Annotated in this window: 8 protein-coding genes; 5 read left to right on the top strand and 3 right to left on the bottom strand. The window is 69.6% G+C overall.

From position 1 onward, the window contains the following. Positions 1-126: 126 nt before the first annotated feature. The 3 genes from ACEN9Q_RS17995 to ACEN9Q_RS17985 are packed head-to-tail and all read right to left on the bottom strand — an operon-like array spanning position 127 to position 3,688. Positions 127-369, bottom strand: a complete 243-nt coding sequence (locus ACEN9Q_RS17995; RefSeq protein ID WP_495625525.1) for a hypothetical protein — start codon at positions 367-369, stop codon at positions 127-129. A 35-nt stretch (positions 370-404) separates the two neighbouring features. Further along, positions 405-2,786, bottom strand: a complete 2,382-nt coding sequence (locus ACEN9Q_RS17990) for a GspE/PulE family protein (protein ID WP_056440431.1) — start codon at positions 2,784-2,786, stop codon at positions 405-407. Then, positions 2,783-3,688 (bottom strand): MBL fold metallo-hydrolase, encoded by a 906-nt coding sequence (locus ACEN9Q_RS17985; protein WP_495625524.1) that lies wholly within the window; start codon positions 3,686-3,688, stop codon positions 2,783-2,785. Before ACEN9Q_RS17985 ends, ACEN9Q_RS17990 begins: the two co-directional genes overlap by 4 nt. A gap of 237 nt (positions 3,689-3,925) precedes the next feature. Here ACEN9Q_RS17985 and ACEN9Q_RS17980 point away from each other — a divergent pair, with 237 nt between their 5' ends. From ACEN9Q_RS17980 to ACEN9Q_RS17960, 5 genes are all read left to right on the top strand, one after another. Then, complete coding sequence (locus tag ACEN9Q_RS17980; protein ID WP_495625523.1) at positions 3,926-5,557, top strand: HD domain-containing phosphohydrolase; 1,632 nt, start codon at positions 3,926-3,928, stop codon at positions 5,555-5,557. A 2-nt stretch (positions 5,558-5,559) separates the two neighbouring features. Beyond that, positions 5,560-7,782 carry a CHASE2 domain-containing protein gene (locus ACEN9Q_RS17975; RefSeq protein WP_495628969.1) on the top strand — a complete coding sequence of 741 codons (2,223 nt, stop codon included), beginning with the start codon at positions 5,560-5,562 and terminating at the stop codon, positions 7,780-7,782. 208 nt (positions 7,783-7,990) lie between these two features. Next, positions 7,991-9,565, top strand: coding sequence for a ShlB/FhaC/HecB family hemolysin secretion/activation protein (locus ACEN9Q_RS17970; RefSeq protein WP_495625522.1), 1,575 nt, complete (start codon positions 7,991-7,993; stop codon positions 9,563-9,565). Positions 9,566-9,575: 10 nt separating this feature from the next. Further along, entirely contained in the window at positions 9,576-13,829 is a 4,254-nt protein-coding gene (locus ACEN9Q_RS17965; RefSeq protein WP_495625521.1) for a two-partner secretion domain-containing protein, read from the top strand. Continuing rightward, on the top strand, positions 13,795-14,595 hold the full coding sequence (locus ACEN9Q_RS17960) for a FecR family protein (RefSeq protein ID WP_495625520.1): 801 nt from the start codon (positions 13,795-13,797) through the stop codon (positions 14,593-14,595). The genes ACEN9Q_RS17965 and ACEN9Q_RS17960 overlap by 35 nt, the downstream gene beginning before the upstream one ends. Positions 14,596-14,660: the final 65 nt, after the last annotated feature.

Genomic DNA, 14,660 nt, shown 5'->3' with positions numbered 1-14,660 from the left:
CTTCGCAAACCGCCGGCGTCCACGCGTGACGTTTGCAAACCGCCGGCGTCCACGCGTGACGTTTGCATGATGCCCGCGTCCGCGTGGGCGGAGGGCCGCCCACCCTACGCTTGGCACGGACGTGCGTCAGTTCTTGGCCGCCGCCCAGTTGTTGGTGCCGTTCATATTCGTGCGGTCGTTCTCGAGCGCCCGTTTGTCGATGATCATGACGTTGTCGGTACGGCTCGGCGCCTTGCGCGGGATGAGCGTGCCGGTCGGCGTATAGCTCGCATCGAGGTATTTGTCGCCCGGTTGCAGCGCTTGCTGGGCAGCGCAGCCGGACAGCAGGACGACGGCCGCCGCCAGGGCGGACGAATTGAAACGGCGCATACGATTCTCTCCTCAGCGTGTGAAGGGTTGTCGGGTCATTTGATGCAGACGGCGCGCACCATCTTGATGTCGGTGACACCGTCCAGGATCTTCTCGATGCCGTCCATTTTCAGGGTCAGCATGCCGTCCTCCAGCGCGGCCGCGAGCAGGTCGGTCACGCGCGCGTGCTCGGTCAGCAGGCGCTTGATGCGGTCGCTGCCCAGCATCAGTTCGTGCAGGCCGACACGCCCGCGGTAACCCTTGGTGCACTCGGCGCAGCCGACGGCCCGGTACAGCGTGAAGCGGCCGTCGCCGTCGCCGTGGCGCTCGCGCCAGCCGGCCAGCACGGCCGCGCGCGCGGCCTGCGCATCCGCCTGGTAGGCAGCCTGGCCGCGCAATTCCTCGCAATATTCGTCGAGCAGCGCGTCCACCTCGGCGTCGTCGGGGTGGTAGGCCTGGCGGCACGTGGCGCACAGGCGGCGCGCCAGGCGCTGCGCCAGGATGCCGAGCAGGGCGTCGGCAAAATTGAACGGGTCCATGCCCATGTCGAGCAGGCGCACGACCGATTCCGGCGCGCTGTTCGTGTGCAGCGTGGAGAACACGAGGTGGCCGGTCAGCGACGCTTCGATGCCGGTGCTGACGGTCTCGCGGTCGCGCATCTCGCCGACCATGATCACGTCCGGGTCGGCGCGCAGGAAGGCGCGCATGACGGTCGCGAAGTCGAGGCCGGCCTTGCGGTTGACCTGCACCTGGCGCAGGCCCTTCTGGGTGATCTCGACCGGGTCCTCGGCCGTCCAGATCTTCGTCTCCGGCGTGTTCAGGTACGCCAGGATCGAGTGCAGGGTCGTGGTCTTGCCGGAGCCGGTCGGCCCGCACACGAAGAACAGGCCATAGGGTTTACCGACGGCGGCTTTCAGGCGGTCCAGGTTGTGCGGCAGGACGCCCAGCTTGTCGAGCGGGATCGGTTCGCCGGCCTGCAGGATGCGCATCACGATGTCCTCGACGCCGCCGCTGGACGGAATCGTCGCCACGCGCAGCTCGATGTCGAGCGGGCCGTACTTGCGGAAGCGGATCTTGCCGTCCTGCGGCTTGCGCCGTTCCGAGATGTCGAGGTCGCACATGATTTTTACACGCGCGATGAGGGCGCTGCGGTAGCTGGCCGGGATCTCGATGTACGGCACCAGCACGCCGTCCTTGCGGAACCGGACGCCGGTCTTGCCGCGCCCCGGCTGCGGTTCGATGTGGATGTCGGACGCGCCCTGGCGGTAGGCGTCGACGATGATCCGGTTGAGCAGCTTGACCAGTTCGTTCTCGACCGCGGCCGAGACTTCGGCGCCGCCGCCGTCCGCGTCCTCGTCCGCATCGACGTCCTCGTCCAGGTGCGACAGCAGTTCGCCCACGCTGGTGTCGTCGGCGACGGGGCCGCCGAAGAACTGGGCGATGGTCAAACGCAGGTCGTGGCGGGTCGTCACGCGCCAGGCGATGCGCGCGCGGCCGAACACCTGGGCGGCGATGTGGCTGGCGGCCACGCGTTCCGGGTCGAGCGCCATCAGCACCAGCCCGTCGGGGCCGTCCTCCAGCGGCAGCCAGCCGTGTTCGAGCGCGTACTGCTGCTTCAGGTTGCGCAGCAGTTCGACGGGTTTCACGCGGTCGGCGCGGAACGGTTCGTAGGGCACGCCGGCATAATCGGCCAGCGCCTGGCCGAGGTGGGCGGGCTTGAGATGGAAGTCGGCCAGCAGGACGTCCTCGATGTCGGCGTCGCGCTCGCGCGCGAGGCGCGTGGCCTGCTCCAGTTCCTGCGGGCTCACGAGCGAGCGCGTGACGAGGCCGTCGTAGCGGCCGCGCGGCAGCGACGTGCGCAGGCGCTGGCTGAGCGCGACGGCCAGCGTTTCGCACAACTGCTTCACGCCGTCCAGGCACAGTTGCGGGAATGGGCCGCCGGCGCGATGGTTGATGAACTGGACGACGCCCAGCAGCGTACCGCCGGCGTCGACGAGCGGCGCGACCAGCATCTCGCGCGTGCGGTAGCCGGTTTTCTGGTCGACGCCGCGCTGGAAGCGCAGGTTGGGCGACAGGCGCTGCAGCTCGGCCTCGTCGTAGACGTCGGCGATGTTGACGGTCTGGCGCGTGCGGGCGACGAAGCCGGCGACGGACCCCGGCCCGATCGGCAGCTTCAGGTCGCGGAACGACGACAGCCCGGTCTTGACCTTGGCGAGGAGGGCATCCTGCTCCGGCGTCACGGCGTACAGGGTGAAGCGGTCGCTGTCGAACAGGTCGCAGAAATCCAGGCCCAGGTCGAGCATGATCTGGTCCAGGTTGGCGGTGGCGTGGATGCGCGTGGAGATGGCCTGCAGGCGGCGCTGGAAATCGAGGCGGCGCTCGGTGTCGCTGTGCGCGCGCCGGTCGCCCTTGCGCTGTTCCACGAAGTCCGCGCTCATCGGAGGTCGACCTCCAGCCCTTCGTAGGCCAGTTTCACGGCAAGGCCGTCCAGGCGGCCCGCCCAGCGCGCCAGCGCTTCCCCGAACACGGCTTCCAGCTCGTCGTCGGAGCGGGTCGGCTCGTGGTGGGTGCAGTACAGGCTGCGCGCGCCGACCCGGAGCGCCAGCGCGATGGCGGCGTCGAACGTGCCGTGGCCCCAGCCCTGCTTGGCCGGGTATTCCTCCAGCGTGTACGAGCAGTCGGCGATGAGCGCGTCGATGCCCTCCATCGCGTGCTCGATCTCCCGTTCGCGCCGTTCGATGTCGCGTTGCGCCGCGTCGTACTCGGTGCTGCCGGGGGCGTGCGGGTTGAAGAACGGTTCATGGTCGCCCGTGAAGAACACGGCGCGGCCGTTGCATTCGACGCGGTAGCCGAGGTTGATGACGGGGTGGTTCATCACGACGTTGTGCACGACCATGTCGCCCACCGCGTGCGGCACGCCGACGTCCAGCGTCCGGTAATCGATGACGGCGTCCATGCGCTCTTCGCTGACGGGGAAGTAGCTGTTCTGCAGCTGCACGCCCATCACGTGTTCGATGCCGCGGCCCGTGACGTGGTCGTGGGCGCCGTGCAGGCACACGCGCGTGCCCTTCACGAACAGCGGCGTGAAGAAGGGCAGGCCGTGGATGTGGTCCCAGTGGCTGTGCGTGATGAAGATGTTGGCGCGCACGGGGGCGCCATCCTCCGCGCGCCGGCGCATCAGGTCCTGGGCGAGCACGTGGATCCCCGTGCCGGCGTCGAGCACGACCAGCGTGCCGTCGTCGCCGCGCACTTCGATGCAGGTGGTGTTGCCGCCGTAGCGCACGGTACGCGGCCCGGGGGACGGGATGGAACCGCGCACGCCCCAGAATCTGAATTTCATAGAAGTCCCTTGCTGTGCAGTCTCGTCGCCTGCTTGTGTTTTTCATCGCGGCGGGCCAGCGCCGTTGCAATTTATGGGAGATGATAGCGGGATTCTGAAAGCGATTATCTGAAATTTGCAATTTCGCACCGATGTGTGTACAGAGGCGACCAACAAAGTTACACTGTGTGTTAATTTCGGTACGGCAATTTTTATGGCGATCATTGCACGTCGGATTTCAGCGAGACAGACACGAACATGCAAGACCTCACCCCGATCAATATCGTAGAGCGCCTCGACCTGCTCACGGAGGTCAGCGTCGCCCTCGGCGACGGCCATGACATCGACACGTTCCTCGACCGCATCCTCAAGGTCGCGAAGAGCATGACGAACGCCGACGGCGGCACGCTGTACCGCCCCAGCCCGGACGAGCGCAGCCTGTGCTTCCACATTTCGCTGAACGACTCGCTGGAGCTGTACCAGGGCGGGACCAGCGGCAAGTCCATCGACCTGACGCCGATCCCGCTGTATGATCAAAACGGCAACAAGAACCTCGCGTCGGTGGCGGCCTATGCGGCCAACTTCCACCAGTCCGTGAACATCGCCGACGTGTACCGGGCCGACGTCTTCAGCTTCTCCGGCATGCGCTCGTTCGACCAGGCGTTCGGCTACCGGTCGAAATCGATCCTGACGGTGCCGATGACCGACCACGAGGGCGAACTGGTCGGCGTGCTCCAGCTGATCAACGCGATCGACCGCGAGACGGGCGAGATCCGTTCATTTTCCGACACCGACCAGCGCTTCATCGAGGCGCTGGCGGCGCAGGCGGCCGTGGCGCTCACGAACCAGCAGCTCGTCGTGCAGATGGAGCAGCTGCTGGAGTCCCTCGTCAACCTGATCAACATCGGCATCGACGAAAAATCGCCGTACACGGGCCGCCACTGCCAGTTCGTGCCGGAGCTGACGATGATGCTGGCCGAGGCCGTGCACGACACGAACCTCGGCCCGATGGCGTCGTTCCGCATGAGCGACGCCGACCGCCGCGAACTGTGGCTGGCCGGCCTGCTGCACGACTGCGGCAAGATCACGACGCCGGTGCACGTCGTCGACAAGGCGACCAAGCTGGAAACGATCTTCGACCGCATCCACATGATCGACACGCGCTTCGAGGTGCTGCTGCGCGACGCCGAGATCCGCGCGCTGCGCGCGCAGTGCGAGGCGAGCGGTGATGCGGGCGCGGACCGCGCGGCGATCGCCGCCGCCATGCACGCGGAGCAGGCGCGCCTGCGCGCGGACCGCGATTTCCTGCGCGTCGCCAACGTCGGCAGCGAAGGCATGTCGCCGGACGACCAGGAGCGCGTGCGCCGCATCGCCGCGTACCGCTGGACGGGGCCGGACGGCACCCTCCGCGACTTCCTCGACGAGGACGAGGTGCGCAACCTGACCGTGCGCTTCGGCACGCTCAACGACGACGAGCGCAAGATCATCAACAACCACATCGTCGTCACGATCCGCATGCTCGAATCGCTGCCGTGGCCCAAGCACCTCAAGAACGTGCCGGAATACGCCGGCGGCCACCACGAGCGCATGGACGGCAAGGGCTATCCGCGCGGCCTCATGCGCGAGCAGATGTCGGTGCAGGCGCGCGTGATGGCCATCGCCGACATCTTCGAGGCCCTGACGGCGCGCGACCGCCCGTACAAGAAAGGCAAGACGCTGTCCGAGTCGCTCCACATCCTCGGCAAGTTCGCCCTCAACGGCCACATCGACCCGGACCTGTTCGACATCTTCGTGCGCGAGAAGGTCTACCTCAAGTTCGGCCGCAAGAACCTCGACCCGTCGCAGCTCGACGCGGTCGACGAGGCGGCGATCCCGGGCTACACGCCGTGAAGCTGCTGCGCAGGTACGGCGCGCGCTGGGCACTGGGGCTGGCGCTGACGCTGGCCGCGCTGGCCTATGTGATGGGCGTGTGGAGCAGCCATGCGATCGCGCGCCAGGACACCATCGTCAGCGACCTGCGCATGCGCCTGGAGGCGCCCGTGCTCGATCCGCGCATCGTGATCGTCGACATCGACACCAGGAGCCTGGGCGAAGTCGGGCGTTTTCCCTGGAGCCGCAACGTGCTGGCGAAACTGGTCGACCAGCTGGCCGGGCACTACGGCGCCGCCGCGATCGGCTTCGACGTGTCCTTTCCCGAGCCGGACACCAGTTCCGGCTACGGCGTGCTGGAACGGCTGGCCGCGCATGAGCTGAAGGACGATTCCGCCCTGCGCGCGCAACTGGCGCAGTTGCAGCCGGCGCTCGATTACGACGGCCTGTTCGCCCAGGCGCTGCGCGGGCGGCCCGTGGTGCTCGGTTATAACCTGGCGGCCGTGAAGCGCGGTACGCTCCCGCCGCCCGCGTTCACGGTGGCGGGGCTGAACGGACGCGAACTGGTCGCCTACAGCGCCGACGGCTACGAGGCCAACCTGGCGCGCCTGCAGGCGGCGGCGCGCGGCGCCGGCAGCTTCACGGTGATCCCGGACGACGACGGCATGGTGCGTTCCAGTTCGCTGTTGCAGCGCATCGGCGACGGCTACTACCCGTCGCTGGCGCTGGCCACGGCCGCCGTGTACCTGCATGCCGGTGCGATCGCGCCGGATTTCGGCGCGTATGACGCGGACAGCGGCGGCGCCGACGCGATCCGCCTGGCCGTGCCGGACGGCGAACGCCGCATCCCCGTCGGCGAAGGTCTGCTCACGGCCGTGCAGTTCCGCGGCCCGGGCGGCCCGCAGGGCGGGGCGTACCGCTACGTGTCGGCGGCCGACGTACTGGCGGGACGCGTGGCCCCGGGCGTATTGAAGGGCGCGATCGTGCTGGTCGGGACGACGGCGCCCGGCCTGCAGGACTTGCGCGCCACGCCCGTCAACAAGGAATTCCCGGGCGTCGAAGTGCACGCCAACGTCATCAAGTCGATCCTCGACCAGCAGTACAAGACGCATCCCGATTACGCGACGGGCATCGAGCTGGCGCAGGTGATCGTCGCCGGCCTGGTCTTGTCGCTGCTGCTGCCGGCCCTCGCGCCGCTGGCCGCCGTGCTGGCGTCGGGCAGCGCCTTCGCGGCCGTCGTGGGCCTCAACTGGTATGCCTACCGTGCGCTCGACTGGACGACGGACATGTTCATCTGCCTGCTCCTGATCGCGCTGCTGTTCGTGCTGAACCTGGCCTGGGGCTGGTTCTTCGAGTTCCGCAAGGGCCGCGCGCTCGTCTCGCGCTTCGGCGAATACGTGGCGCCGGAACTCGTCGCGCAGATGGCGGAGAACCCGGAAGCCTATACGATGGAAGGCGAGAGCCGCGAGCTGTCCGTCATGTTCGTCGACGTGCGCGGCTTCACGACGATCTCGGAAGGCCTGTCGCCCAAGGCGCTGCGCGAATACATCAATCTCTACCTGACGGCGATGTCCGAGGACATCCGCGGCAGCCACCAGGGCACGCTCGACAAATACATCGGCGACGCCGTGATGGCCTTCTGGGGCGCGCCCGTCGCCTTCGCCGACCACGCCAGCCGCGCCGTCGCCACCTCGCTGCTGATGCAGGCCAGCGCGGCGCGCCTGAACGACGAGTTCCAGCGGCGCGGCTGGCCGCGGCTTGCAATCGGCATCGGCATCAATTCCGGCCTGATGCACGTGGGCGACATGGGGTCCGCGATCCGCCGCGCCTACACGGTGATGGGCGATGCCGTGAATCTCGGCTCGCGCCTGGAAGGCATCACGAAGGTCTACGGCGTCGGCATCGCGGTGGGTGCGGCGACGCGCCTGGGCGCGCCGGAATTCGTCTACCGCGAACTGGACCTCGTGCGCGTGAAGGGCAAGAACGAGCCGGTGGCGATCTTCGAACCGCTCGGCAAGCCGGCCGACGTCGGTCCCGCCGTGCTGGACGAGCTGGCCGCATGGGACGCGGCGCTGGCCCGCGTGCGTGCGCAGGACTGGGATGCGGCCGAAGCGGCCATCGCGGCGCTGCATGCGGCGCATCCCGGACGGGCGCTGTATGCCCTGTACCTCGAGCGCATCGCGCGCTGGCGCGCGGCGCCGCCGGGCGACGGGTGGGACGGGGTGACGACATTCGATACGAAGTGACGGTGTATCGGCGGCACAACGCCGCGTCCGCGATTCCCCCCATGCCGAGGGGAAGATCCCGAATCCTTAACAATTTTTCTCTCAAGCAAGGGAAACCTGATTACACTCCCAAGGAACCGGGGAGCACCATCGGGTTCCCTTCATTCGCGCGCAGGCGCAGGCCCGGGGATGCATGGGCCAGAACAACAACGATATGGTCATCCAGAACATGAAACTACGCTTGGCACGCCTGGTCGCGGGCTCGCTGCTGGCCGCCGCCGTCGGCGCGGCCTGGGCGATTGACCCGATCCGGTTCGAGATCAGCCGCTTCGAGGTAAGCGGCAACACGCTGCTGCCGGCCGCCGACGTGCAGGCCGCGGTGGCGCCGTACACGGGCAGGGGACGCGATTTCGGCGACGTCCAGCGCGCGCTGGAAGCGCTGGAGGCCGTGTACCACGCGCACGGCTACAACGTCGTCACCGTCCAGCTGCCGGAACAGGAACTGAATGGCGGCGTCGTGCGCCTGAACGTTATCCAGACGACGGTGCGCCAGGTCGAGGTGACGGGCAACCGCTGGTTTTCGGAAGCGAACGTGCGCGCGAGCCTGCCCACCCTGGTGCCGGGCGCGACGCCCAACCTCACGGACGTGTCGCGCAACCTCCGGCTCATCAACGAGAACCCGGCCAAGAAGGTCAAGCTGACCCTCGCCGACGCAGCCGCGGGCGCCGAGGATGCGGTCGACGCCAGGGTCGACGTCGCGGACGAGCGCCCGTGGAAGGTCGTGTTCAACGCCGACAACACGGGCACGGCATCCACCGGCAAGACCCATGCGGGCGTGCTGCTGCAGCATGCCGACCTGTGGGGGCGCGACCACGTGGGCACCCTGCAGTACACGACGACGGCCGAGCGCCCGGACCGCGTGGCCGTGTGGGCCGCCGGCTACCACGTGCCGCTGTACGCGCTGGGCGATGCCGTCGACCTGTACGCGAGCTATTCGAACGTCGACTCGGGCGCCGTCAACGCCGGCCTGTTCGACCTCGCGGTGAGCGGCAAGGGCTCGATCTACGGCGCCCGCTACAACCACGTGCTGGCCAAGCGCGGCGAGCTGGAAAGCCGGATCGTGTACGGCATCGACGTCAAGGCCTACCGGAACAACGTCGTATTCGGCACCCAGGACTTCGGCAACGACGTCACCGTGCGCCCGCTCAGCATCGCCTATGCCGGCAGCCGCGCGGCGCCGGCCGGCCAGACCGACTTTTCGGTGGCGCTGCTGCAGAACGTGGCGGGCGGCCCGCGCGGGAGCGCCGCCGACTTCGCGGCCGTGCGCAGCGGCGCCAAGGCCGGCTACCGCATGGTGCGCTTCGCGGCCGCGTTCACCAACATCATCCAGGGTGACTGGCAGACGCGCGTGCTGCTGAACGGCCAGTGGACGAACGACGCGCTCGTGCCGGGCGAGCAGTTCGGCGCCGGCGGCGCGACGACCGTGCGCGGCTTCGGCGAACGCGACCTCGCCACGGACACGGGCATCGTCTCCAACGTCGAACTGTACACGCCGGACCTGTGCGGCCGCGCGGGGTGGCAGTGCCGCGTGCTGGGCTTCTACGACACGGCCTGGGGCGAGCGCAACCACGCGCTGGCGGGCGAACTGCACCGCGCCGCGATTTCCAGCACGGGCATCGGCCTGCGCTTCTCGGCGGGGAACGCGGCCAGCGTGCAGCTCGACTATGGCCACGGCATGCACGTCGGCCAGGTGGCCGCGACCAGCAGGAACAAGCTCCACGTCCGCGTGGCGCTGGCGTATTGAGGACTTCCTTATGACTTCATCGTTCAAACGACGGTTCGGCGCGCTGCTGCTGGCGGCGGCCTACTGCGGGGGCGCGTCCGCCGCGCCCGCGCTGCCGCAAGTGGCGGCGGGCCAGGCCAGCTTCAACCAGCAGGGCAACGTGTTCTCGATCACGAACACGCCCGGCACCATCATCAACTGGCAGAGTTTCAACGTTCAGGCGGGCGAGATCACGCGTTTCATCCAGCAGAACGGCGACAGCGCGGTGCTGAACCGCGTGCTGGGCCAGGACCCGACAAAGATCCTCGGCGCGCTGCAATCCAACGGCAAGGTCTTCCTGATCAACCCGAACGGCATCCTGTTCGGGCAGGGTGCGCGCGTGGACGTGAACGGCCTCGTGGCGTCCACGCTGAACATCAGCGACGCCGACTTCCTGGCCGGGCGCAAGCGCTTTGCGGCCGGACCGGCGGCGGGCGTGGTGCGCAACGAGGGCACCATCGCGACGCCGTCCGGCGGCCAGGTGTTCCTGATCGCGCCGGACGTCGAGAACACGGGCATCGTCAGCGCGCCCAACGGCGACGTGATCCTCGCGGCCGGCCACAGCGTGCAACTGGTGGATTCGAGCGATCCGGACCTGCGCGTCGAGCTCTCCGCACCCGGCGGCCAGGCCGTCAACCTGGGCCAGGTGATCGCCCGGGGCGGCCGCATCGGCATCTACGGCGCCCTCGTCAACCAGCGCGGCGTCGTCAACGCGGACAGCGCCGTGATGGGCGCGAACGGCCGCGTCGTGCTGAAGGCCAGCCGCGCCGTCGCGCTGGAGGCGGGCAGCGTCACGCGCGCCGCCGGCAGCGCGAACGTGGACGGCGGCACCGTCCAGGTGCTGGGCGAACAGGTGGACATCGCGTCCGGCGCCACCGTCGACACCGGCGGCCGCAATGGCGGCACGGTGCTCGTCGGCGGCGACTGGCAGGGCGGCGGCGCCGTCATGCGCGCGCAGCGGACCAGCGTCGCGGCGGGCGCCGTCGTCCGCGCCGACGGCAGTGCCGGCAACGGCGGCAAGGTCGTGCTGTGGTCCGACGGCGCGACGAACGCGCACGGCACCGTCTCCGCACGGGGCAGCGCGGCCGGCGGCGCGGTCGAAACGTCGGGCCACCTGCTGGACGTCGACGGCATCGCGGTGAATGCATCCGGCGCGAACGGCACGAACGGCACCTGGCTGCTGGACCCGTACGACATCGAGGTGGTGGCCGGCGGCACGGCCGCGGCGGGCGACGTCAAGGCGGCATCCGCCGGCGCGGCGACGGGCGTCACGCGCGTGGCGCCCGCCACGCTGACGGAGGCCGGCACCGACGTCGTCCTGCAGGCGCAGCACGACCTCACGGTCACGGACGCCCTGGACACGGCCGGCAGCGTGCACGCGCAGGCCGGCAACGACATCGTGGTCAACGCGCCGGTGAGCGCCGGCGGCGACCTCGATTTCCGCGCCGGGAACGCGTTCACGCTGGGCGCCAACGGCAGCCTCAAGACCGGCAACTACATCGACGTCAGCGCCAACCAGGTCACGCTTGCCGGCACGATCGCCGGCAACGGCCAGTTGCCGGTGCTGACGTTGACGTCGACCGATCCGGGCCGCGCCATCAGCATCGGCACCGGGACCGGCGCCACGGACGCGCTGGTGCTGGACGCCGCGTCCCTGCAGCGCCTGAGCGCCAACCTGTATGAGCTCAACGTGGGCAACAGCGCCCACACGGGCACCGTGACGGTCGACGGCGGCTTGAGCGCCGCGACGAACGTCGTGCTGGAAAACGCCGGCGACATCCGCATCGGCGCGCCCGTCGACCTGTCCGCGAACGCCGCCAGCCGCTTCATCGCCAGCCAGTACGCGAGCGGCGGCCTGGTCGACGTCGCGGGCGCCGTGACGGCATCGAAGTCCGTGCTGCTGCAGGCCGACCGCCTGACCATCGGCGCGCCCGTGGCCGCCGCCAGCGTCACGCTGCAACCCAACAGCGTGGACATGCCCATGATCATCGGCGGCGACGGCCCGGCCAACGGCTTCGTGCTCGGCCAGGCGGCGCTCGCCAACGTGAAGGCGAACGAACTCACGATCGGCGGCCTCGCCGGCAGCGCGGGCGGCATCGACGTCGTCGGCGCCACCGCGCTCACCGACGGCGGCATGCCCGCGAAGCTCACGCTCGACGCCGGCGCCGGCTACCTGTCGATCGATGCGCCGCTGAGCGTCGCCGGCACGCTGGCGCTGACGTCGAACGCCGGCATCTACGAGAAGGGCGGTACGGTCAGCGCGGGCGCCGTGGCGCTGCGCGGCGGCGCGGTCGTGCTGACGGGTGCCAATGCGATCGGCACGCTGGCCGGCACCGGCACGGGCAATCTGTTCCAGGTGAATACGGCGGGCGGGCTGCACATCGGTGCCGTCGACGGACTCGCCGGCATCGGCGCCGCGAGCGCCGACGTGCAAATCGCCAGCGGCGGTGCGCTGACGCTCGACGCCGGCGTGTCCGGTGCCAGCGCCATGCTGGACGCGGCGGGCATCGCGGGCACCGGCGTCGTGCAGGCCGCCAGGCTGGTGCTGACCTCCAGCGCCGGCATCGGCACCGCGGCGAATCCGCTCGCCACCCGCACCGCCGCGCTGACGGCGACCAACAAGGGGGCCGGCACCCTGCCCATCAACATCGCCAACACCGGAAAGCTCGAGCTCACGCGGGCCGTGCAGGACGGCGACGGCAACGACGGCGCGATCGCGGTCGACAGCGTGGGCGGCATGACCGTGCCGGCCTTCGATGTGACCAACGGCGCGGGCGAAGTGCGCACCAACGGCGGCGACATCGGTCTCACGACGCACAGCCCGCTGACCATCCTGGGCCGCGTGGCGACGACGAGCGGCAACGTGCGCCTGCTGGCCGACAACGGCGGCGTCCTCACCATCGACGCGAAGGCCAACGTGATGTCGGTCAGCGGCAACGTCAGCATCACGGCCGGCTCCACCCAGATCGCGACCGGCACCGTGACCGGCAAGCACGTGGACATCAAGACCACGGACACCGCGACCCCGCCGCCGCCGCCACCGCCGACCCCGACCCTGGACCCCTGCCTCGCCAACCGCAGCGCGGCCGGCTGCGGCCCGGTGCTGGCGGCCGCGCTGCAGGCCTGCGTGGCCGATCCGTCCGGCCCGCGCTGCGGCGAAGTGCTGCCGACGTACGACACCTGCGCGGCCCATCCGACCACGGACGGCTGCGCCCCCGTGGTCAAGGAACACGACGCCATCACCGCCTGCATGCTCGACCCGGCCGCGCCGGGCTGCGCGGCGACCCTGCCCGTCTACGACGTCTGCAAGACCGATCCGTCGACGTACGGCTGCTCGGTCGTCATCAAGGCGCACGACGCGGTCGCGGCCTGTATCCTCGACCCGAAAGCGCCGGGCTGCGCGGCGACGCTGCCGGTCTACGACGTCTGCAAGACCGATCCGGCGACATATGGCTGTTCGGCCGTCATCAAGCTGCACGACGCCCTCACGGCCTGCATCGCCAATCCGGCGGCGCCGGGCTGCGCGGCGACCTTGCCGTCGCTGGACAAGTGCCGCGCGGACGGCAGCACCTACGGCTGCGCGCCCGTGCTGGCGCGCGCCCGCTTCGACGCCTGCCTGGCCAATCCGTCCGGCGCCGGCTGCGGCGACATCCTGCCCAAGCTGGACGTGTGCAAGCTGACGCCGTCGCTCGAGGGCTGCACGCAGGTGCTGGCGCTGGGCTTCCAGGCCTGCCTCGCGAACCCGCATGATCCGGGTTGTGCGGGCATCCTGCCCTCGCTGACGCAATGCCAGGGCAACAGCAAGCTGCCCGGCTGCGATGCCGTGCTGCCGACGCTGGCGCAATGCATCGGCAGTCCGAGCCTGCAGGGCTGCGACGTGCGCCTGCCGACGCTCGCGATGTGCGCGGCGGCGCCGGCCACGGCGGGCTGCGAGGCGGTGCTGCCGACGGCATCGTTCTGCAGCACCCATCCGGGCGACGCCAGCTGCGTGACGTTCAGCGGCAGCGGCGGCGCCGGCCAGAATGCGCAGGGCACGCCGGTGGCCCAGGCGGTGCAGACGGCCGTCCAGGTCATCAATACGACCATCCCCGCGGTCGCGGTGCTCGTCGCCGCCGGCGGCGGCGCCGCCAAGGACGACCGCGCTGCCTCGGCCGCCAAGCCGGGCGAACGCGCGTCCGGCCCGGCGCAAGCGGAACTATCTGGAGTGAAGAATGAAAAACCTGCGACCAAAATGTACTGCAATTGAGGCATTGGCCCGGGCCGTGCTGGGTGCCGCGCTGCTGCTGGCCGGCGGCGCGGCGTGGGCGGGCCAGGTCGTGGGCGTCGTGGCGCACCTGAGCGGCCCGCTGCTGGACCGCAAGGCCGACGGCACCGTCAAGGTGCTGGCCGCCAAGTCGGAGGTCGAGAGCGGCGACACGCTCGTGTCGGAAAAGAATACGTACGCGCAGATCCGCTTCATCGACAACGGCGAGATCACGCTGCGTCCCGGCACCACCTTCAAGATCGAGAACTTCGCCTACGAGGCCGACAAGCCGGAAGGCGACAGCGCCGCGTTCAGCCTGTTGAAAGGCGGCCTGCGCTCGATCACTGGCCTGCTGGGCAAGCGCAACAAGGAGAAGTTCTCGCTCAAGACGCCGGCCGCCACCATCGGCATCCGCGGCACGACGTTCATCGCGCAATGGGTCGACGCGTCCGTACCGATGCCGCCGGTGCCTGGCGCGGCCACGCCCGTCCCCAACGGGGCGCCCGGCCTGACGCCGAACCTGGCGCCCGGCCTGCACGTGGCGGTGCTGGAAGGGATGATCGTGCTGACCAACGCCGGCGGCGTGCAGAACTTCCCGGCCGGCCAGTTCGGCTACACGCCCAGCTTCACCATGCCGCCCGTCGTCATCCCGCAGAATCCGGGCCTGAAGTTCGAACCGCCGCCGGTGTTCAACGGCGCCGCCAGCGGGCCGCTTGCGTCGCGCAGCGAGGTGGCGCAGAAGGGTGGCGTGGATTGCATCGTCAGGTAACCGCAACGGCAAATATCGTCGTTCCCGCGCAGGCGGGAATCCGGGTTGTGTGCGCTGCGTTTGCG

The organism is Massilia sp. Masssp93, assembly GCF_059491295.1.
The sequence above is the reverse complement of the archived record's forward strand: the minus strand, read 5'-3'. Positions and strand labels throughout refer to the sequence as shown.

Bases quoted from the DNA above. Each gene is read 5' to 3' on its own strand.
- ACEN9Q_RS17995 (WP_495625525.1), bottom strand. From the start codon at position 369: ATGCGCCGTTTCAATTCGTCCGCCCTGGCGGCGGCCGTCGTCCTGCTG.
- ACEN9Q_RS17990 (WP_056440431.1), bottom strand. From the start codon at position 2,786: ATGAGCGCGGACTTCGTGGAACAGCGCAAGGGCGACCGGCGCGCGCAC.
- ACEN9Q_RS17985 (WP_495625524.1), bottom strand. From the start codon at position 3,688: ATGAAATTCAGATTCTGGGGCGTGCGCGGTTCCATCCCGTCCCCCGGG.
- ACEN9Q_RS17980 (WP_495625523.1), top strand. From the start codon at position 3,926: ATGCAAGACCTCACCCCGATCAATATCGTAGAGCGCCTCGACCTGCTC.
- ACEN9Q_RS17970 (WP_495625522.1), top strand. From the start codon at position 7,991: ATGAAACTACGCTTGGCACGCCTGGTCGCGGGCTCGCTGCTGGCCGCC.
- ACEN9Q_RS17965 (WP_495625521.1), top strand. From the start codon at position 9,576: ATGACTTCATCGTTCAAACGACGGTTCGGCGCGCTGCTGCTGGCGGCG.
- ACEN9Q_RS17960 (WP_495625520.1), top strand. From the start codon at position 13,795: ATGAAAAACCTGCGACCAAAATGTACTGCAATTGAGGCATTGGCCCGG.